The organism is Microbacterium sp. LRZ72, assembly GCF_033792225.1.
Classification (GTDB): Bacteria; Actinomycetota; Actinomycetes; order Actinomycetales; family Microbacteriaceae; genus Microbacterium.
Window position 1 is genome coordinate 156,020 of record NZ_JANGEX010000006.1, and the last position, 18,127, is coordinate 174,146.

An 18,127-nucleotide genomic window follows, 5' to 3' on the forward strand; every position below is an offset into this window, starting at 1 on the left:
GAGAGGACACCTCATGACCGAGAACCCCTTCACGCCCCGCGCACAGCGCGCCGCCCGCCGCCGGCTTCTGGCCGACGACAGCGGCGCGGCGACGGCCGAGTACGCGATCGCCACGATGGCGGCGGTCGCCTTCGCCGGTCTGCTCGTCGTGATCATGCGAAGCGACGAGGTGCGCGGCATCCTGACCGATCTCGTGCGACGTGCCCTGACCGTCGCGTGAGCCGCGCCCGACCCGGCCGTCGGCGATCGTCGGCCGAGGCCGGGTCGGTGACGGCGGAAGTCGCCGTCGCGCTCCCGGCATTCGTGCTGGTCGTCCTGCTCGGTCTGGGCGCGCTCGGCGCCGGCGCGCGGGCGGTGCGCATGCAGGATGCCGCGGCCGACGCGGCCCGGGCCCTCGGCCGCGGCGACTCCACCGCGGTGGCGGTCGCCGCGGTCGCCGCGACCTCGCCGACGGCCGGGCTCGCGGTGGATCGTCCCGGTGAGCTCGTGTGCGTGACCGTCACCGACCGCGCCCGCATCGGCGTGATCGATCTGCCGGTGCAGGGGCGCAGCTGCGCGTTGACGGGCGGTCGGTGATGGCGGGGACGACGCTCGTGCTGCACGCGGGGGTCGCCGCCGCGGTCCTGGCCGCCGCTCTCACGGTGGTCTCGGGCGCCGCGGTCGCCTCCCAACGGGCGGCGGGCGCCGCGGACAACGCAGCGGTGGCCGCCGCCGACGCGCTCTCTGGTGCGTCGCCGGGCGACCCCTGCGCGCAGGCCGCGGCCGTGGCGGCGGCGGTCGGGGCGAGCGTCACGGAGTGCGCGACCGAGGGCTTCGACGTCGTCGTGCGCGTCGTCGTCCGCTACGCGGGACTGCCGGCGCACGGGATCGCCCGGGCCGGGCCGCCGCGCGACTTCCCGTGAGAGGTGTGTATGGTGTGCACCGACGAAAGGACCCCGTTGGCCACCAGCAGCAAGAAGCTCGTCATCGTCGAGTCACCGACGAAGATGAAGTCGATCCAGTCCTACCTCGGCGACGACTACGAGGTGCTTTCTTCTGTGGGGCACATCCGCGACCTTGCGGACAAGAAGGACATCCCCGCCGACCTCAAGAAGTCCTCCGTCGGGCGGTACTCGATCGACATCGAGAACGACTTCGAGCCCTTCTACGTCGAGTCGGATCGCGGCAAGAAGACCGTCACCGAGCTCAAGCGCGCGCTCAAGCAGGCCGACGAACTGCTGCTCGCCACCGATGAAGACCGCGAGGGCGAGGCGATCGCCTGGCACCTGCTCGAAGCGCTCAAGCCGAAGGTCCCCGTCAAGCGCATGGTGTTCCACGAGATCACGAAGGACGCGATCCGGGCGGCCGTCGAGCGCACCCGCGAGCTCGACCACGACCTGGTCGATGCCCAGGAGACGCGGCGCATTCTCGATCGCCTCTACGGTTGGGACGTCTCGCCCGTCCTGTGGCGCAAGGTGGGCTCGGGCCGCGGCGGCGCCGCGCTGTCAGCCGGGCGCGTGCAATCGGCCGCGACGCGGCTCGTCGTCGACCGGGAACGCGAGCGCATCGCCTTCGTCTCCGCGTCGTACTGGGACATCGAGGCGCACGCGCAGAAGGAGGGCGCATCCTTCCGGGTCAAGCTGGCGCGGCTGGACGGCACGCCGATCGCGCGCGGCGCCGACTTCGACGAGACGGGATCGCTCAAGCGCAAGGTCACCGTGCTCGACGAGACGGTCGCGCGGGAGCTCGCGGCCGCCGTAGAGGCCGCCGGCTCGGGGAGCGTGACGAAGGTCGAGGCCAAGCCGGGCACCCGCAGCCCGTACGCGCCCTTCACGACGTCGACGATGCAGCAGGAGGCGGGCCGCAAGCTCTCGATGAGCGCGAAGCACGCCATGAGCGTGGCGCAGCGCCTGTACGAGAAGGGCTTCATCACCTACATGCGCACCGACTCGACGGCGCTCAGCACGCAGGCTGTAGAGGCCGCGCGTGCGCAGGCCGTCGAACTTTACGGCAAGACCGCGGTGCCCGCCCAGCCGCGCGTCTACAAGAGCAAGAGCAAGAACGCGCAGGAGGCGCACGAGGCGATCCGCCCCTCGGGGGAGTCGTTCCGCACGCCCGCGCAGGTCTCCTCCGCGCTCGACAGAGACGAGCAGCGCCTCTACGACCTCATCTGGAAGCGCACCGTCGCCAGCCAGATGGCCGACGCGAAGTACGAGACGACGACCGTCACGCTCGCGATCGACGCCGCCGGCCGCACGGCCGAGTTCACGGCATCCGGCACGGTCTACACCTTCAAGGGCTTCCTCGAGGCCTACGAGGAGGGCCGGGACGAGGCCCGCGGCGACGCCGACAAGGGCGACGACCAGTCGCTGCCCGCGGTGGCCGAGGGCGACACGCTCGGGGTGGCGGACATCGAGGCCAAGAGCCACCAGACCACGCCCAAGCCGCGCTACACCGAGGCGTCGCTCGTCAAGGCGCTCGAGGAGAAGGGCATCGGCCGCCCCTCCACTTTCGCGAGCATCATCGACACGATCATCTCGCGCGGGTACGTCACCAAGCGCGGCCAGGCGCTCGTGCCCAGCTGGATCGCGTTCAGCGTGGTGCGGCTGCTCGAGGAGAACTTCCCCGACCTCGTCGACTACGACTTCACGGCGGCGCTCGAGGACGACCTCGACGCGATCGCCCGCGGCGAGCAGAAGCGGGTCGAATGGCTGCGCTCCTTCTACTTCGGCGACGACGCCCACGTCGGGCTGCGCAACATCGTCGACAACCTGGGCGAGATCGACGCGCGGGAGCTGAACTCACGGCCCGTGTCCGAAGGGGTCACCCTGCGCATCGGCAAGTACGGTCCCTATCTCGAGATCGTCGACGCCGAGAGCCCGGATGCCGACCCCCGACGCGTGAACATCCCCGAGGACCTCGCGCCGGACGAGCTCACGCCCGCGAAGGCGCAGGAGCTCATCGACGCGCCCGTGGCCGGTGATCGCGTGCTCGGCGAGAACCCCGAGAACGGCAAGCTGGTCGTCGTCAAGGACGGGCGCTACGGGCCGTACGTGCAGGAGAACGAACCAGAGGACCCCGCCGACGTCGACCCCGACACGGGCGTCGTGCGCGAGTCGGCGAAAGCCGCGCCGGCGACGAAGCGGGGTGCCAAGAAGGCCGCAGCCCCCAAGCCGCGCACCGCGTCGCTGTTCAAGAGCATGTCGGTCGACACCATCGACCTCGAGACGGCGCTGCGGCTGCTGTCGCTGCCGCGAGTCGTCGGCACCGACCCCGAATCGGGCGAGACCATCACCGCGCAGAACGGCAGGTACGGCCCCTACCTCAAGAAGGGGACGGACTCGCGCTCGCTCGAGGCGGAGCAGCAGATCTTCGACATCGACCTCGAGGGAGCGCTCGCGCTGTACGCGCAGCCCAAGTACGGCGCCCGGCGAGCGGCCAGCGCCCTCAAGGAGTTCGACGCCGACCCCGTCAGCGGCAAGCCCGTGCGTGTGCGCGACGGGCGCTTCGGGCCGTACGTCACCGACGGTGAGACGAACGCGACGATCCCGCGCGGCGAGAACGTCGACGACATCGACTTCGAGCGCGCGCTGCAGCTGCTCGCCGACAAGCGGGCGAAGGGACCCGCGCCCAAGAAGACCACCCGCCGCGCGACGACCCGCAAGTCGCCCTCCAAGAAGTCATGACGGATGCCGCGGCCCCGGCATCCCGGGGCCTGTGGATCACGCTCGAGGGTGGCGACGGGGCGGGAAAGACGACCCAGGCCGAGCTGCTGCACCGCTGGCTCGAGGCCGAGGGGCGAAGGGTCGTCCGCACCCGCGAACCCGGCGGCACCGAGGTCGGTGCGCTGATCCGCGACATCGTGCTGCACCACCGTGGCGACGTCGCCGCCCGGGCCGAGGCGCTGCTGTATGCGGCCGACCGGGCGCAGCACGTCGAGACGCTCGTGCGGCCCGCCCTCGACCGGGGCGAGGTGGTGGTGCAGGACCGCTACCTCGACTCCTCCGTGGCATATCAGGGCGCGGGGCGCGTGCTCGACGCCGACGAAGTGCGCCGGCTTTCGCTGTGGGCCACCGGCGATGCGCTGCCCGATACGACGGTCCTCCTCGACCTCGACCCCGCCTCGGCCCGCGCACGCCTCGACGCCGACGACAAGCCGTTCGATCGGCTCGAGTCCGAGCGTGAGGAGTTCCACCTGCGCGTGCGACAGGCGTTCCTCGCCCTCGCCGACGCCGAGCCGGCCCGCTTTCTGGTGCTCGACGCCGCGCGCGCACCGGAGGAGCTGGCGGCCGCCATCCGCGACCGCATCCGCCCGCTCCTGTGAGTGCTCCCGCCCGCGGAGCAGGCGACGCAGAACGGGCGTGTCCGGGGGCGCGGCTAGGCTGAACGGGTGAGCGTGACGGACGAGATCGCGAGCGGGCAGCGGGCGACCGAGCACCTGCCGTGGGGCGCGGTGTGGGGCCAGGACGCCGCCGTGCGCACGCTGCAGGCGGCGACCGCGGATGCCGGCGGGATGACGCATGCCTGGCTCATCACCGGCCCGCCGGGTTCGGGCCGGTCAACCCTCGCGCACGCCTTCGCCGCCGCGCTCATCGCGGAGCCGACCGACCACGCCGCGATGCGGCAGGTGCTCGCCGGCAGCCACCCCGACCTGACGGCGCTGCGCACCGAGCGCGTGATCATCACCATCGACGAGGCTCGTCGGCTGGTCGAGCGCGCGGCGTTCTCGCCCTCGCTCGGCCGGTACCGGGTGATCGTCGTCGAAGACGCCGATCGCATGACCGAGCGCACCTCGAATGTGCTGCTGAAGTCGCTCGAGGAGCCGCCCGAGCGCACCGTCTGGGTGCTGTGCGCCCCGAGCGACGCGGACCTGCTCCCGACCATCCGCTCGCGGGTGCGCACGCTGCGGCTGCGCGAGCCGGAGGTGGCGGATGTCGCCGCGCTCGTCTCGTCGCGAACCGGCGCGTCGGCGCAGATCGCCGAGCAGGCGGCACGCCACGCGCAGCGGCACATCGGCATGGCGCAGCGGCTGGCCACCGACGACGCCGCCCGCGAGCGCCGCGACGAGACGCTGCGGGGCGTGCTCGCGGTGCGCGGGGTCGGGGACGCCGTGCGGGTCGCGGGCCGCATCGTCGAGCTCGCGACGGATGACGCGAAGGCGCTGACGGCCGAACGCGACGCGCAGGAGCGCGCGCAGATGCTGCGCACCATCGGCGTGGCGGAGGGGCAGGCCGTGCCGCCGGCCGTGCGCGGCCAGCTCTCCGCCCTGGAGGACGACCAGAAGCGCCGGGCCACGCGCAGCCTCCGTGACGGGATCGACCGTGTGCTCACCGACCTGCAGTCGGTCTACCGTGACGTGATCATGCTGCAGTTCGGTCGGGAGGAGGGGCTGGTCAACGTCGAGCTCGCGCCCGATATGCGCGCGCTGGCAACCTCCTGGGAGCCGCGCCGCACGCTCGCCGTGCTCGATCGCATCCAGCACACACGCCGTAGTCTTGAGCAGAACGCCGCTCCGCTGCTCGCTGTCGAGAGCATGCTGGTGACGGTCGCCACCGGGAGGGTTCCTTGATCGATCGTCCGCTGCGCCGGTCCGCCGCGGCTCGCCGGCTTACAGCAGTGACGGCCGCTGTCGTCGCCGCCGCGCTCGCCCTGACGGGGTGCCTCTACCTCGCGATCCCCGACGCGGGCCCCGCCGATCCGGGCGCTGCGGGCACCACCGAGGCACCGGGCGACGCCGAGGCGTTCTACAGTCAGTCGCTGGAGTGGACGGAGTGCGGTACCGGGTTCGAATGCACCACGGTGCTCGCACCGCTCGACTGGCAGAACCCCGAGGAGCGCGCGATCGAACTCGCCGTTGTGCGGGCCCCGGCATCCGGAACAGACCCCGTCGGCTCGCTGCTGACCAACCCCGGCGGACCGGGCGCCAGCGGGGTGGGCCTTGTGCAGGACAGCCTCGATTTCGCGGTCGGCGAGCCGCTGCAGCAGGCCTACGACGTGATCGGCTTCGATCCCCGGGGAGTCGGGGAGTCCACGGCCGTGACCTGCCTCGACGCGGAGGCGATGGACGCCTATCTGTACGACATCCCCGATGCCCCGCGCGATTCCGAGGAATGGGAGGACGAGCTCGGCGAGCGCAACGAGGAGTTCGCGCAGGCGTGCGAGGCGAACAGCGACGGCATCCTCGAGTTCATCACGACTGAGAACTCCGCCCGCGACATGGACCTGCTCCGGGCGGTGCTCGGCGACGACACGCTGAACTATCTCGGCTACTCCTACGGCACCTTCCTCGGAGCCACCTACGCCGAGCTGTTCCCCGAGAACGTCGGCCGCATGGTGCTCGACGGGGCCATCGATCCGTCGATCTCGGGTCTCGAGGTCGGCACGACGCAGGCGATCGGCTTCGAGAGCGCGCTCCGTGCGTTCATGGCGGACTGTCTGCAGGCGGCCGAGTGCCCGTTCCGCGGCTCGGTGGACCAGTCGATGTCGGACCTCGGTGCGCTGCTCGCGAGCGTGGACCGTTCCCCGCTTCCGGCGGCAGACGGGCGGATGCTGGGCGCAGACTCGCTGATGACGGCCGTCATCGCGGCGCTCTACTCGCAGGGCAACTGGCCGATCCTCCGGCAGGCGCTCGCCGACGCGCTGCAGGGCGACCCCGAGCTCGCCTTCCGGCTCGCCGACTTCTACAACGCCCGCGAGGCCGGGGAGTATCTCGACAACTCGACCGAGGCGTTCCGCGCCTACAACTGCATGGACTACCCGACCGACACCGCCGAGGAAGAGGAGGCCGCCGAAGCGCGGATCGAGGCCGAGGCCCCGACGATCGCGCCGTACTGGTCCGGCCCCGACCCGTGCGACGCCTGGCCGTTCGAGCCGACCGGAACCCGCGGCGAGATCATCGCCGAGGGAGCCGCGCCCATCGTCGTCGTCGGCACGACGGGAGATCCCGCGACGCCCTACGAGTGGTCGGTCGCGCTCGCCGACCAGCTCGCGTCGGGGGTGCTCGTCACCAACGACGGCGAGGGACACACGGGCTACAACAAGGGCAACGCGTGCGTGGACGACGCGGTCGAGCAGTATCTCGTCGACGGCGTGGTTCCCGAAGACGGCGCGTGCGGCTGAGTCGGCGCCCGCTCAGCGGGTGAGTTCGTAGAACCGCCAGAAGCCGAAGTCCTGGATGGGCAGCGTCTCGATGTCGGCGAAGCCCGCCGCCTGGGCATAGTCGCGCAGGATGCGCGGGCGGATGACCGTTCCGGTGGCTGCGCTCGGGCTGTGCGAGAGCCCGTCGGGAAGGCATACGAACAGGCTGAAGGCGTACATGAGCTGCTCGAGGTCGTCGGCCGGGCCCTGCAGCTCGTCGCCCACCGCCTCCTCCATGATCACGACGGCGCCGTCGGCGGCCACGGCGGTGCGCATCGCCGCGAGCACGTCAACGGGGTCGGACATGTCATGGATGCATTCGAAGGCGAAGACCGCGTCGTAGGGGCCGGATGCAGCGATCGCGCGCGCGTCGGCGGCTCGAAAGTTCACCCGGTCGGCCACGCCCGCCTCGTGTGCGCGGCGCGTCGCCGCCTCGAGCGAGGGGATGTCGATGTCGAATCCGGTCACCTGCAGGTGCGGATAGGTGCGGGCGAGCGCGATCGAGGACCAGCCGAACCCGCAGCCGACGTCGGCGACCCGGGCGCCGGGCCGACAGAGCCGGGCGTTTAGGCGGGGCACCGCCTCGAACGCCTCGGGCAGCTGGTCGAACCACGGACGGTTCATGGCGGCCTGCGACTCTCGCGCGTCGTCGCCGAACTGCGCCCAGCTGATCCCCGCCCCGGTGCGGTAGGCCTCGAGCAGCGCGCCGATCTGGGCGGCCGATGCCGCGAACATGCGCGCGAGCGGGGCGGCGTAGTTGAGGCTGCGCTCGTCGGTGAGCGCCTCGGCGGCGCCGGAGGAGATCCCGAATCGGCGTGCGCTCTGTCGCTCGTCAGCGGCGAGAGCGAGCATGCCGCAGGCGACCTGGTGCTCGAGCCACTCCCGGGCATAGCGCGGTGAGGTCGCCGTGCGTTCCGCGAGCTCGGTGGCACTGAGCGGTCCCCCCACGGCGAGTTCGCGATACCACCCGAGGCGATCGCCGAGGTGGATCGCCATGGTCTCGGCCCAGCCGCGGGACGCGGCGAGGATGCGCTCGGCGGTCTCTTCCGCCGTCATGTCGGCCGCCGGCGCCGGGTGCGGGATCGCTGCGGGTGTCGCAGTGGTCATGATGTGCTCCTTCGACTCGTCTGCCACGGAGATCCGTGGGCTCATGCCGACGCTACGGATGCGCGGTGTCCGGCCGCCTCGGCCGGAAGCTGCATCCGCCCGCGGGCGGGATGGGGTGAATGATGCACGTCACCGCCGGGCCGACCCGTCGTGGCGTGCATCGTGGCGTGCGTCGTCGCGTGCATCGTGGCGTGCATTGTGGCGTGCACCGTGCCACCACGCCGCGGCCGCCGTTCGCGAAACGACGTCGAGCTTGAGATAGATGTTCGCGAGATGACGTCCCACCGTCTTCTCGCTGATGAAGAGGCGCTGCGCGGCCTCGCGGTTGCTCGCGCCCTCGGCGATGCAGGCGAGCACCTCCGCCTCGCGGGTGGTCAGCGGCCCGAGGGAGGGAGCCTGCTCCGCGGGGAGGCGCGTGGGGATCGGCCGTTCGGCGCCGAGGCGCTCGAGGATGGCGTCGGACTCGCTCCGCTCGCGCGCGGCGGAATCGTGTTCGCCGGCGCGCTCACAGGCCCGGCCGAGCCAGGCGAGCGCGTGGGCGCAGTCGTGCGGAAGGCGCTCCCGACGGTAGGCGGCGACCGCGGCCCGCAGCTCGCGCACGGCCGCCGCGGTGTCGGCGTCGGCGACGGCGAGCATGCCGCGAGCGTGGGCCGCCCACGCGGAGAAGCCGGCCGAGCCGTAGCGCTCCGCCGAGGCCGACAGCTCCGAGCTGAAGGCGGCAGCCTCCGCACGACGCCCGGTCGCGAGGGCGATCTCGACCGCTGCGCGCAGCAGTCGCACGCGGTTCAGCCGGTCGGCGTGGTCGAGCGCCCGTGCGATCCCGTCCCACGCGCGCTCGAGATCGTTCTCATGCAGCGCCAGCAGCGCCTCTCCCGGCTGCGGGTCGATGTAGGCCTCGCGGGCGCTCGCGTAGGCGGCGCGGGCGCCTTCGACGTCGCCGCGCAGGCGCCGGATCTCGCCCAGCTGGTAGAAGCCGCCGCCCGCGATCCAGAGGCTGCCCGACCGCAGGGTCGTGCTCTCGCGGTCGAGGTGCTCCTCGACATCCGCCCATGCACCGCGCGCGCTGAGCAGCTCGAGGCGATGGATGCGGCACACCCCGGTGTAGATCGCGTCGCTGCCGAACTGACGGCACCACCGCTCGGTCGCCGCGGTCCAGTCCTCCATGCGGCGGAAGTCGGCGAGCCCGTGGCACAGGTGGATCGTCGTGCAGTACACGTCGCCGGCCCATTCCCCCGGCAGCTCGCCGGCGAGCACCGACAGCATCGCCTCGTCGAGCAGGGCGAACCCCTCGGCGGTGCCGCCCCGTCGCAGGTGCGACATTCCGGTGACGACGAGGCTCAGCGAGCGCAGCACGGGATCGGGAAAGCGCTCGGCAAGGGCGGTGATGCGCGCGACCGCCGCATCCGCCCACGCTTCGCCGTCGTCGACGAACGCCATGGATGTCTCGAGATAGAGCAGGTAGCCGTGGGCGCGGCACTCCTCGACCTCCGTCAGGATGCGGCGCGCACGGCCCAGCCAGGCCTCACCGACGGTGAGGTCACCGCGGGTGAACCAGAGCAACGACAGCTGCAGGGCGGTCGTCGCGGCATCCACGTCGCGTCCCGTGGCCTGCAGCGCCCGGAATGCGTCCTCGGAGCATCTCACCGCGTCGGGCACGTCTCCCAGCCACCACGAAGCGCGGGCGAGCCGGGCCACGTCGTCGGCATCGAGGGGGGCGCGCTCTCGAGCCGCTTCCAGGTGCTCTCGAGCCGCCTGCCAGTCGGCCGCGTCGTAGGCGCGCCGGCCTTCGCGCAGTGCGACGCCGGGCTCGGCCATGCTCCAGGGTACCGCCGCGTTCACGAGGCGTCGGGGCGATCTTGGCGGGAGTGGACGGGGGCGCGCGCGAAGCGCAGCCAGAGAGCCAGCATGAGTCCCATGCTCACCAGATAGAAGGCATGCAGCGCCCAGATGGGGCCAGGCGGCAGGCTGGCAACGTAGAACGTGTGCACCAGATTCGCCGCATTGCCCATCAGCAGTGAAGAGGGGCTGTACGACGTGAGATCCCGGGTGCGCACCGCGCGCACCACCATCGGCAGATTCGCGACGGCGAACAGCGCCGTCGATACGACTCCTGCCAGCGCGAACGGATCCATGCCTGCACGCTACGAAAGCGGATGCCGCGGCGGCATCGGGCGAGTGGTGCAAACCCGGCCGCGGCCTGCATCATTCGGCCCCCCCAGACCGTTCTGCCGCGTTCGCGGCGACCGCCGCGAACCTGTAAGATCGATGCTTGTGCATTGCGCGAGCGAGGCACGCGCCACCTTAGCTCAGACGGCAGAGCGATTCACTCGTAATGAATAGGTCAAGGGTTCGATTCCCTTAGGTGGCTCCACCGCACCGTTTCGTGATCCCGGTCATCTGTGAACTCTTCATGAGGAGAAGTCCGCCTCCGCCGCGGGCGGGCGATACGTGACTTGCGACTCGTGCCCTCAACCGGCGGGCAGGACCTTCGGCCCTGAGAGAGCCGCGCCGCGAGGTGAACGATGAGTATCCCGGCTACTCGTCCACTTCGCCAAGGAGCATCATGAACGCTTCAACCCCCGCACAAATCGTCGGCCCGGTCGTCGGTCCCTCCGACCTCCACCTGCCGCCGACCCAGCCGATCGACGTGACGGATATCATCGAGGCAGAGTCCCGCCGGTGAACCGGCGCCGTGCAGTGGACTGCCCTCTAGGTGGCTCCGCTCCTTTTTGCAACCGCTGTCGCGTTTTCGGCATGCCGCGTAGCGTTTGTCGCTGAAGTCACCTGACGACGCGACGAAGGGACATCTGATGAGCGATGCTGCCGACCGAGGATCCGCGCCCCGCGACGAGGGCGGTCCGATCCTCACCAACCGCCAGGGCCATGAGGTCTACGACAACCAGAACTCCCGCACCGTGGGCTCGCGGGGGCCGGCGACGCTCGAGAACTACCAGTTCCTCGAGAAGATCAGCCATTTCGATCGGGAGCGCATCCCCGAGCGGGTCGTGCACGCCCGCGGCGCGGTCGCCTTCGGCACGTTCGAGGCGACCGGCAGATGGGGCGACGAGCCGATCGCGAAGTACACGCGCGCGAAGCTGTTCAACAGCCCCGGCAAGAAGACCGACCTCGCGATCCGATTCTCAACCGTCATCGGCGGCCGCGACTCGTCCGAGGCCGCGCGTGACCCGCGGGGATTTGCCATCAAGTTCTACACCGAGGACGGCAACTGGGATCTCGTGGGCAACAACCTCGCGGTGTTCTTCATCCGCGACGCGATCAAGTTCCCCGACGTGATCCACTCGCTCAAGCCCGATCCGGTCACCTTCCGGCAGGAGCCGGCGCGCATCTTCGACTTCATGTCGCAGACGCCCGAGTCGATGCACATGCTGGTGAACCTCTTCAGTCCGCGCGGCATCCCGGCCAACTACCGCACCATGCAGGGCTTCGGGGTGAACACCTACAAGTGGGTCAACGCACAGGGCGAGACGCACCTGGTGAAGTACCACTGGATCCCCCGTGCGGGGGTGAAGAGCCTCACCGAGGCGGATGCCGCCAACATCCAGGCCGGCGACCTCGGCCACGCGTCGAAGGACCTGTACGAGTCGATCGAGGCTGGCGAGTACCCCCAGTGGGACCTGTACGTGCAGCTGATGAGCGACGACGAGCATCCCGAGCTCGACTTCGACCCGCTCGATGACACCAAGGTGTGGCCCGAGAACGAGTTCGAGCCCCAGCTCGTCGGCACGATGACGCTGACGAGCAACGTGTCGGACCACCACAACGACAACGAGCAGATCTCGTTCGGCACGGGGGTGCTCGTCGACGGGCTCGACTTCTCGGACGACAAGATGCTCGTCGGTCGCACGTTCTCGTACTCCGACACCCAGCGCTACCGCGTGGGCCCCAACTACCTGCAGCTGCCCGTCAACCGCGCGAAGAACGCGACCGTGGCCACCAACCAGCGCGGCGGCTCGATGTCGTACGGCGTCGACCTGGGCGAGGGGCAGAACCCGCACGTCAACTACGAACCGTCAATCACCGGCGGACTGCGTGAGGGGGAGTATCCGACGCACGACGAGCAGGGGCCGCAGATCACCGGGCGTCTGACCCGCAAGCGCATTCCCCGCACGAATGACTACACGCAGGCGGGTCAGCGTTACCAGCTCATGGAGCAGTGGGAGAAGGACGACCTCGTCGCCAACTTCGTCGACCTCATCGGCCAGGCCGCGCCCGAGGTGCAGCAGAGGATGGTGTGGCACTTCCTGATGGCCGACGACGAGCTCGGACTGCGCGTGGGCGAAGGGCTCGGCATCACGGTCGACGAGGTGAAGGGTCTCGCGCCGCTGCAGTCTCAGACGCTGAACGACGACGAGCTGGCCCGCCTCGGCAACCTGGGCGCGAACGGCCCGCGTGACGTGACGGGACTGACGATGACCCATGTCGTGCCGAACGAGCACGTGGTGATCGAGCGCTGAGCGAGCGCCGGCGTGCCGTCCTCCCCGCGTGAAGCGTCGGCAGGGCGGGGGCCCGCTAATGTGTGAGCTGTGGCCGACTCGGTGGGACTCATCGCCGAGATCTTCACGTGGATCGGGGTGGGGTTCGGGGTCGTCCTGCTGCTGGCCGGCCTGGTCGTGCGTCTGCTCGACGATGATTGGGTCGCGGCCCGAGCCGTCGTTGAACGCGGTGACAGCGGTCACGTCGTGCGCTGGTTCGGCGACGACGGATCGGTGGACGAGGCGCGGATCTCACCGTTCGACCTCGAGCGACTCGCCGGTCGCGACATGGCCGACATCTTCTATCTGCGTGGGCGGCGCCATCGCATGCGCTTCCACAGGCGCTCGCATGCCGCCCGGTTCCTGCTGCGGCTGGGATTGCTGCTCCTGGCGATCGGCATCGCCGCGTTCCTCGTGGGATGGATTCCGGTGATGCTCGATGTCTGAGTCGCGATTGCTGCTGGCGGTCGCGCATTTCGCTAGCTAAGCTAGCGATCATGACTGGTGAGACACGGCGGTCCCGGCGCGAACGCACGTCGACGGCGACAACGGATGCCCCGGCACGTCGTGGACCGACCCGGTGGCTGCGCATCGGCATCCCGACCCTGCTGATCCTGGTATGGGTCATCGGCGGCTCGGTCGGGGGCCCCTACTTCGGCAAGGTCGACGAGGTCTCGACGAACGATCAGTCCTCGTTCCTGCCCGAGAGCGCGGATGCGACCCAGGTTCAGGAGCGCCTGCCGGATTTCCTCGGTGACGACACCATCCCGGCGGTCGTCGTCGTCACGACGGCCGACGGCGCGCTCAACGAGAATCAGCTCGCCGAGCTGACGGCGCTGGCCGATGAGCTCGCGCAGGTCGAGGGCGTCGCGGGGGATGTCTCACCACCCGTGCCCTCGGAGGACGGCGAGGCCGCACAGATCTTCGTCCCCGTCGACTCCGACGCCGAGGTGCGCGAGAGCGTCACGCAGCTGCGCGAGGCGGTGGCGGCCCTGCCCGCGGGCCTCGAGGGCTGGGTCACGGGCCCGGCCGGCTTCACCGCCGACTTGACGGAGGGCTTCCTCGGAATCGACGGGCTGCTCCTTCTCGTCGCCCTCGGCGCCGTGTTCGTCATCCTCATCGTCGTCTATCGTTCCCCGCTCCTGCCGCTGCTCGTCCTGGCCTCTTCCGTGTTCGCCCTCTGCGTGGCGCTGCTGACCGTGTGGTGGTTGGCCTACGCCGGCATCGTCGTGCTCAACGGCCAGGTTCAGGGCATCCTCTTCATCCTCGTGATCGGCGCGGCGACCGACTATGCCCTTCTCTATGTGGCCCGCTTTCGAGAAGCGCTCGCGCACGGGAGAGGACGGTGGGACGCCGCCCTCGCGGCATGGCGCGGATCGTTCGAGCCGATCCTCGCCTCCGGCGGAACCGTGATCGCCGGCCTGCTCTGCCTGCTTCTCTCGGACCTGGCCACCAACCGCGCGCTCGGTCCGATCGCGTCGATCGGCATCGTCTTCGCGATGCTCGCGGCGTTGACCTTTCTGCCCGCATTGCTGGCGATGTTCGGTCGCGTCGCTTTCTGGCCCTTCATCCCGAAGCCCGTCAGCGAGACGGCTGATCCGGTCGCCGACGCCAAGGGCGTCTGGCCGGCGACGGCCCGGCTGGTGTCGCGTCGCGCTCGCCCGATCTGGATCGTCTGCACCGTCCTGCTGCTCGGCGCCAGCGTCGCGGCGCTGCAGTTCAAGGCGGAGGGGGTCTCCTCCAGCGACCTCGTGCTCGGCTACTCTCAGGCCCGGGAGGGGCAGGATGTGCTCGCCGAGCACTTTCCCGATGGCTCCGGCAGTCCCGCCTACATCATCGTGCCCGAGGGTGAGGTCGCCGGGGCGGTCACGGTGCTCGATGCACAGGAGGGCGTCGAGGATGTCGCCGTCGCCTCGGAGGACTCCGCGACCGGCCAGGCGAGCGTGACGATCGAGGACGGCGAGCCGGTCCTCACCGCCCCGGGCCCGCCGGGTGCGCCGCAGCCGACGCCGACCACCTCGGACGGTGACGTGCTGCTGCAGGCGACGCTCTCGGATGCCGCGGACTCGCTCGCGGCCGAGCAGACGGTGCAGACACTGCGTGCCGGACTGGCGGACGAGCTCGGCGAGGGCACCGCGCTGGTGGGCGGGGTCACCGCCGTCGCGCTCGACACCAACGAGACGTCGATCCGTGACCGCACGCTCATCATCCCGATCGTGCTCGTCGTGATCCTCATCATCCTGATGCTGCTGCTGCGATCGGTGCTCGCACCGGTGCTGCTGATCGCGACCGTCATCGTCTCGTTCGGCGCCGCGCTGGGGGTCAGTGCCCTCGTCTTCAATAACGTTCTGGGCTTTCCCGGCGCCGATCCGGCCGTGCCCCTCTACGGGTTCGTCTTCCTCGTCGCTCTGGGGATCGACTACAACATCTTCTTGATGACCCGCGTGCGGGAGGAATCGCTGCGGCACGGCACCCGCCCCGGCATCCTGCGCGGCCTCGTCGCCACGGGTGGGGTGATCACGTCGGCCGGGCTCGTGCTCGCGGCCACGTTCGCCGCGCTCGGCGTCATCCCGATCCTGTTCCTCGCCCAGATCGCCTTCATCGTGGCGTTCGGCGTGCTGCTCGACACCTTCGTGGTCAGATCGCTCCTGGTGCCGGCGCTCTCGTACGACATCGGGCGGGCGATCTGGTGGCCGAGCCGGCTCGCACGCCGTGAGGAGGACGCGACGACGCGTCAGTAGCTTTGACGCACCTCGGGGTCGGCGGGCAGGTAGCGCGCTGCGAGGGCTTCAGAGCCTCGTGCGAGGACCGCCACGTCGGCTCCGACGAGCACGAAGTCCGCGCCGGCGTCGAGGTAGGCCTGTGCCTGTGCGGGATCGAAGGCGTTGACCCCGACCGGCTTGCCGGCGGCGTGGACGGCGGCGAACACCGAGAGAACGGTGGCCACGACATCCGGATGCGTCTGCTGGCCGAGCACTCCCATCGAGGCGGCGAGATCGGAGGGCCCCACGAAGACTCCGTCCACCCCGTCGACAGCAGCGATGTCCGCCGCGCTCCCGGCCCCCGCGGTGTTCTCGATCTGGACGAAGAGCGAAACGTGCTCATCGGCGCTCGTCAGGTAGCCGGGCACCCGGTTCCAACGCGCAGAGCGAGCGAGCGCGCTGCCGACGCCCCGGATGCCGCGGGGCGGGTATCGCACCGCCCGGACCAGCTGCTCGGCCTGCGCCGTCGTCGAGACCATCGGCACGAGGAGGTTCTGCGCGCCGAGGTCGAGCACCTGCTTGATGTTCACGGCGTCGTCCGAGGCGACCCGCACGACCGGGGTCGCGGAGTAGGCCGCGACGACCTGCAGCTGCGCGAGCACCGACTCGAGGCCCTGCGGGGAGTGCTCCATGTCGATGAGAAGCCAGTCCAGGCCCGCACCGGCGCAGATCTCGGCTGCGAGCGTGCTGCCCGAGCACAGCCACATCCCCGCGAGGGGCCGGGACGCCTCGGCGAGGTGCTCGCGGAAGGTCGGTGTCAGGTGAAGCGGCACGTGATCGTTCCCATCGGTCCGTAGTCGCACAGGACGCTGTCGCCGCGCGAGACCCACATAGGTCGTGTGAACGAGCCCGCGAGGATGATCTCGCCGGCCTCGAGGCGCGCCCCGTGCTGGTGGAACTTGTTCGCGAGCCACGCGACGCCCGTCGCAGGGTGATTCAGCACGCCCGCCGCGACGCCGGTCTCTTCGATCGTCTCGTTCCGATAGAGCAGCGCCGAGACCCACCGCAGGTCGATCTGATCGGGACGCATCGGGATGCCTCCGAGGACCATCCCGCCGTACGCCGCGTTGTCGCTGATCGTGTCGACGATCGTGCGTCCGTCGAGCTCGATGTGCGAGTTCAGCACCTCGAGCGCCGGAGTGACGTACTCCGTCGCACGTAGCACGTCGAACAGCGTGCAGTTGGGACCCTCGAGCGGGTCTTTCAGCACGAACGCGAGCTCCACCTCGATCCGGACGTTCGAGAAGTCGTCGAACGGGATCGTGGCCCCGGTCTGCCAGACGGTGTCGTCGAACATCACGCCGTAGTCCGGCTCGGTGATGCCCGTGGCCTGCTGCATCGCCTTCGAGGTGAGCCCGATCTTGCGACCGACGAGCCGACGCCCGGCGGCGATGTTCTTGTCGCGCCAGACCCCCTGAATCGCGTACGAGTCCTCGACCGTCGCATTCGGATGCCGCGCCGTGATCCTCGGGATCACGCTCCGCGTTCGGTCGGCCTCGGCCAGTTCGTCCGCGATCGCCGCGATCGCCTCCGGGTTCAGCATCCGTGCCGCCTCACAGCTGGTTGCCCAGCTTGTACTCGCCCTGCTTCCAGCTGGGCAGTTCGTCCTTGTCCTCGGGCCGAGTGTACGAGAACCCGTCCGCGCCGATCGTGACGTCCATCTCGGACTCGTCGGTGCGCGAGGCCAGCGGCTGCGGTCTGCCGTCAAGGTCGAGTACCAGGGACGCCTCGGTGTACCAGCTGGGCACGACCGGGTTCCCCCACCAGTCACGGCGCTGGTTGTCGTGCACGTCCCAGGTCACGCGAGGGTTGTCGGGGTCGCCCGTGTAGTAGTCCTGCGTGTAGATCTCGACCCGGTGCCCGTCGGGGTCGCGCAGGTACAGGTAGAACGCGTTCGAGACGCCGTGCCGGCCGGGACCGCGCTCGATCGCATCCGAGCGACGGAGGGCTCCGAGCTTGTCGCAGATGGCGATGATGTTGTGCTTCTCGTGCGTGGCGAACGCGACGTGGTGCATGCGGGGCCCGTCGCCCCCGGTCATGGCCGTGTCGTGCACGGTGGGCTTGCGTCGCATCCAGGCCGCGTAGCTCGTGCCCGCCTCGTCCTGGATGTCTTCGGTCACGCGGAAGCCGAGGTCTTCCATGTACGCCACTGCGCGCGGCACGTCGGGGGTGACCTGGTTGAAGTGGTCGAGGCGCACGAGGGCGCCGGGCGTGTAGAGGTCGTAGCGCCAGGCGAGGCGCTCGACGTGCTCGACGTCGTAGAAGAACTCGTAGGGGAAGCCGAGCGGGTCCTCGACTCGCACAGAGTCGCCGATGCCCTTGGTGAAGCCCTCGGCGCGACGCTCGACGCGGCAGCCGAGCTCGGTGTAGAAGGCGACGGCGGCGTCGAGCTCTTCGGGACTGCGGACACGGTACGAGAATGCGGCCACGGCGGCGACCGGGCCCTTACGCAGCACCAGGTTGTGGTGGATGAACTCCTCGAACGAGCGGAGGTAGACGGCATCGTCGTCCTCCTCGGTCACGACGAGCCCGAGGACATCGACGTAGAACTCGCGTGAGCGCGCGAGATCCGTCACGACGAGGTCCATGTAGGCGCAGCGCAGGATGTCGGGGGGCGTTGCGGCGGGGGTGGGGATCGGGGCGGTCATG

General features: G+C 70.2%; 16 protein-coding genes and 1 tRNA gene. 11 read left to right on the forward strand and 6 right to left on the reverse strand.

Annotation, left to right across the window (positions count from 1 at the left end):
• Positions 1 to 13 precede the first annotated feature (13 nt).
• The 7 genes from M4I32_RS08870 to M4I32_RS08900 all read left to right on the forward strand — a co-directional run bounded on the left by M4I32_RS08870 (position 14) and on the right by M4I32_RS08900 (position 7,098).
• Positions 14 to 220, forward strand: a complete 207-nt coding sequence (locus M4I32_RS08870) for a DUF4244 domain-containing protein (protein WP_319034114.1) — start codon at positions 14 to 16, stop codon at positions 218 to 220.
• A 47-nt stretch (positions 221 to 267) separates the two neighbouring features.
• Entirely contained in the window at positions 268 to 576 is a 309-nt protein-coding gene (locus tag M4I32_RS08875; protein ID WP_319034115.1) for a TadE family type IV pilus minor pilin, read from the forward strand.
• Positions 576 to 902 carry an Rv3654c family TadE-like protein gene (locus M4I32_RS08880; protein ID WP_319034116.1) on the forward strand — a complete coding sequence of 109 codons (327 nt, stop codon included), beginning with the start codon at positions 576 to 578 and terminating at the stop codon, positions 900 to 902. The genes M4I32_RS08875 and M4I32_RS08880 overlap by 1 nt, the downstream gene beginning before the upstream one ends.
• An 84-nt stretch (positions 903 to 986) precedes the next feature.
• Complete coding sequence (gene topA, locus M4I32_RS08885; RefSeq protein ID WP_413466806.1) at positions 987 to 3,665, forward strand: type I DNA topoisomerase; 2,679 nt, start codon at positions 987 to 989, stop codon at positions 3,663 to 3,665.
• Positions 3,662 to 4,303: a dTMP kinase gene (gene tmk, locus M4I32_RS08890; protein WP_319034118.1), complete on the forward strand. Its 642-nt coding sequence runs from the start codon at positions 3,662 to 3,664 to the stop codon at positions 4,301 to 4,303. Before topA ends, tmk begins: the two co-directional genes overlap by 4 nt.
• A 72-nt stretch (positions 4,304 to 4,375) precedes the next feature.
• Positions 4,376 to 5,548 (forward strand): DNA polymerase III subunit delta', encoded by a 1,173-nt coding sequence (locus M4I32_RS08895; RefSeq protein ID WP_319034150.1) that lies wholly within the window; start codon positions 4,376 to 4,378, stop codon positions 5,546 to 5,548.
• Positions 5,545 to 7,098: an alpha/beta hydrolase gene (locus M4I32_RS08900; protein ID WP_413466804.1), complete on the forward strand. Its 1,554-nt coding sequence runs from the start codon at positions 5,545 to 5,547 to the stop codon at positions 7,096 to 7,098. The genes M4I32_RS08895 and M4I32_RS08900 overlap by 4 nt, the downstream gene beginning before the upstream one ends.
• Positions 7,099 to 7,110: 12 nt before the next feature.
• Here the strand turns inward: M4I32_RS08900 and M4I32_RS08905 are convergent, their stop codons facing one another.
• The 3 genes from M4I32_RS08905 to M4I32_RS08915 form a co-directional block, all read right to left on the reverse strand.
• Complete coding sequence (locus tag M4I32_RS08905) at positions 7,111 to 8,223, reverse strand: class I SAM-dependent methyltransferase (protein ID WP_319034120.1); 1,113 nt, start codon at positions 8,221 to 8,223, stop codon at positions 7,111 to 7,113.
• Between the two features lie 129 nt (positions 8,224 to 8,352).
• On the reverse strand, positions 8,353 to 10,038 hold the full coding sequence (locus tag M4I32_RS08910) for a LuxR C-terminal-related transcriptional regulator (protein WP_319034121.1): 1,686 nt from the start codon (positions 10,036 to 10,038) through the stop codon (positions 8,353 to 8,355).
• A 20-nt stretch (positions 10,039 to 10,058) separates the two neighbouring features.
• Entirely contained in the window at positions 10,059 to 10,355 is a 297-nt protein-coding gene (locus tag M4I32_RS08915) for a hypothetical protein (RefSeq protein WP_319034122.1), read from the reverse strand.
• Positions 10,356 to 10,518: 163 nt separating this feature from the next.
• Between M4I32_RS08915 and M4I32_RS08920 the strand changes: the two genes are divergently transcribed.
• From M4I32_RS08920 to M4I32_RS08935, 4 genes are all read left to right on the forward strand, one after another.
• A tRNA-Thr gene (locus M4I32_RS08920) sits at positions 10,519 to 10,594 on the forward strand.
• Between the two features lie 439 nt (positions 10,595 to 11,033).
• Positions 11,034 to 12,698 carry a catalase gene (locus M4I32_RS08925; protein ID WP_319034123.1) on the forward strand — a complete coding sequence of 555 codons (1,665 nt, stop codon included), beginning with the start codon at positions 11,034 to 11,036 and terminating at the stop codon, positions 12,696 to 12,698.
• 69 nt (positions 12,699 to 12,767) lie between these two features.
• Positions 12,768 to 13,163: a hypothetical protein gene (locus tag M4I32_RS08930; RefSeq protein ID WP_319034124.1), complete on the forward strand. Its 396-nt coding sequence runs from the start codon at positions 12,768 to 12,770 to the stop codon at positions 13,161 to 13,163.
• 50 nt (positions 13,164 to 13,213) lie between these two features.
• Entirely contained in the window at positions 13,214 to 15,457 is a 2,244-nt protein-coding gene (locus tag M4I32_RS08935) for an MMPL family transporter (protein WP_319034125.1), read from the forward strand.
• On the opposite strand, the gene M4I32_RS08940 is transcribed toward M4I32_RS08935, so the two are convergent.
• Genes M4I32_RS08940 through hpaD form a run of 3 tightly spaced genes read right to left on the reverse strand, consistent with a single transcriptional unit; the run spans position 15,451 to position 18,126 of the window.
• A complete protein-coding gene (locus tag M4I32_RS08940; protein ID WP_319034126.1) occupies positions 15,451 to 16,251 on the reverse strand; it encodes an HpcH/HpaI aldolase family protein in 801 nt (266 codons plus the stop codon). The two genes, M4I32_RS08935 and M4I32_RS08940, sit on opposite strands and share 7 nt — an antisense overlap.
• Positions 16,236 to 17,021: a 2-oxo-hept-4-ene-1,7-dioate hydratase gene (hpaH, locus tag M4I32_RS08945; protein WP_319034127.1), complete on the reverse strand. Its 786-nt coding sequence runs from the start codon at positions 17,019 to 17,021 to the stop codon at positions 16,236 to 16,238. Before hpaH ends, M4I32_RS08940 begins: the two co-directional genes overlap by 16 nt.
• Before the next feature lie 10 nt (positions 17,022 to 17,031).
• The gene (gene hpaD / locus M4I32_RS08950) at positions 17,032 to 18,126 is read right to left on the reverse strand and encodes a 3,4-dihydroxyphenylacetate 2,3-dioxygenase (protein WP_319034128.1); all 1,095 of its coding nucleotides are present in this window, start codon (positions 18,124 to 18,126) and stop codon (positions 17,032 to 17,034) included.
• Position 18,127: the final 1 nt, after the last annotated feature.

Excerpts from the sequence above, each read along its gene's own strand:
- M4I32_RS08870 (WP_319034114.1), top strand. The coding sequence starts at position 14 with ATGACCGAGAACCCCTTCACGCCCCGCGCACAGCGCGCCGCCCGCCGC.
- M4I32_RS08880 (WP_319034116.1), top strand. The coding sequence starts at position 576 with ATGGCGGGGACGACGCTCGTGCTGCACGCGGGGGTCGCCGCCGCGGTC.
- topA (WP_413466806.1), top strand. The coding sequence starts at position 987 with ATGAAGTCGATCCAGTCCTACCTCGGCGACGACTACGAGGTGCTTTCT.
- tmk (WP_319034118.1), top strand. The coding sequence starts at position 3,662 with ATGACGGATGCCGCGGCCCCGGCATCCCGGGGCCTGTGGATCACGCTC.
- M4I32_RS08905 (WP_319034120.1), bottom strand. The coding sequence starts at position 8,223 with ATGACCACTGCGACACCCGCAGCGATCCCGCACCCGGCGCCGGCGGCC.
- M4I32_RS08910 (WP_319034121.1), bottom strand. The coding sequence starts at position 10,038 with ATGGCCGAGCCCGGCGTCGCACTGCGCGAAGGCCGGCGCGCCTACGAC.
- M4I32_RS08915 (WP_319034122.1), bottom strand. The coding sequence starts at position 10,355 with ATGGATCCGTTCGCGCTGGCAGGAGTCGTATCGACGGCGCTGTTCGCC.
- M4I32_RS08925 (WP_319034123.1), top strand. The coding sequence starts at position 11,034 with ATGAGCGATGCTGCCGACCGAGGATCCGCGCCCCGCGACGAGGGCGGT.
- M4I32_RS08935 (WP_319034125.1), top strand. The coding sequence starts at position 13,214 with ATGACTGGTGAGACACGGCGGTCCCGGCGCGAACGCACGTCGACGGCG.
- hpaH (WP_319034127.1), bottom strand. The coding sequence starts at position 17,021 with ATGCTGAACCCGGAGGCGATCGCGGCGATCGCGGACGAACTGGCCGAG.
- hpaD (WP_319034128.1), bottom strand. The coding sequence starts at position 18,126 with ATGACCGCCCCGATCCCCACCCCCGCCGCAACGCCCCCCGACATCCTG.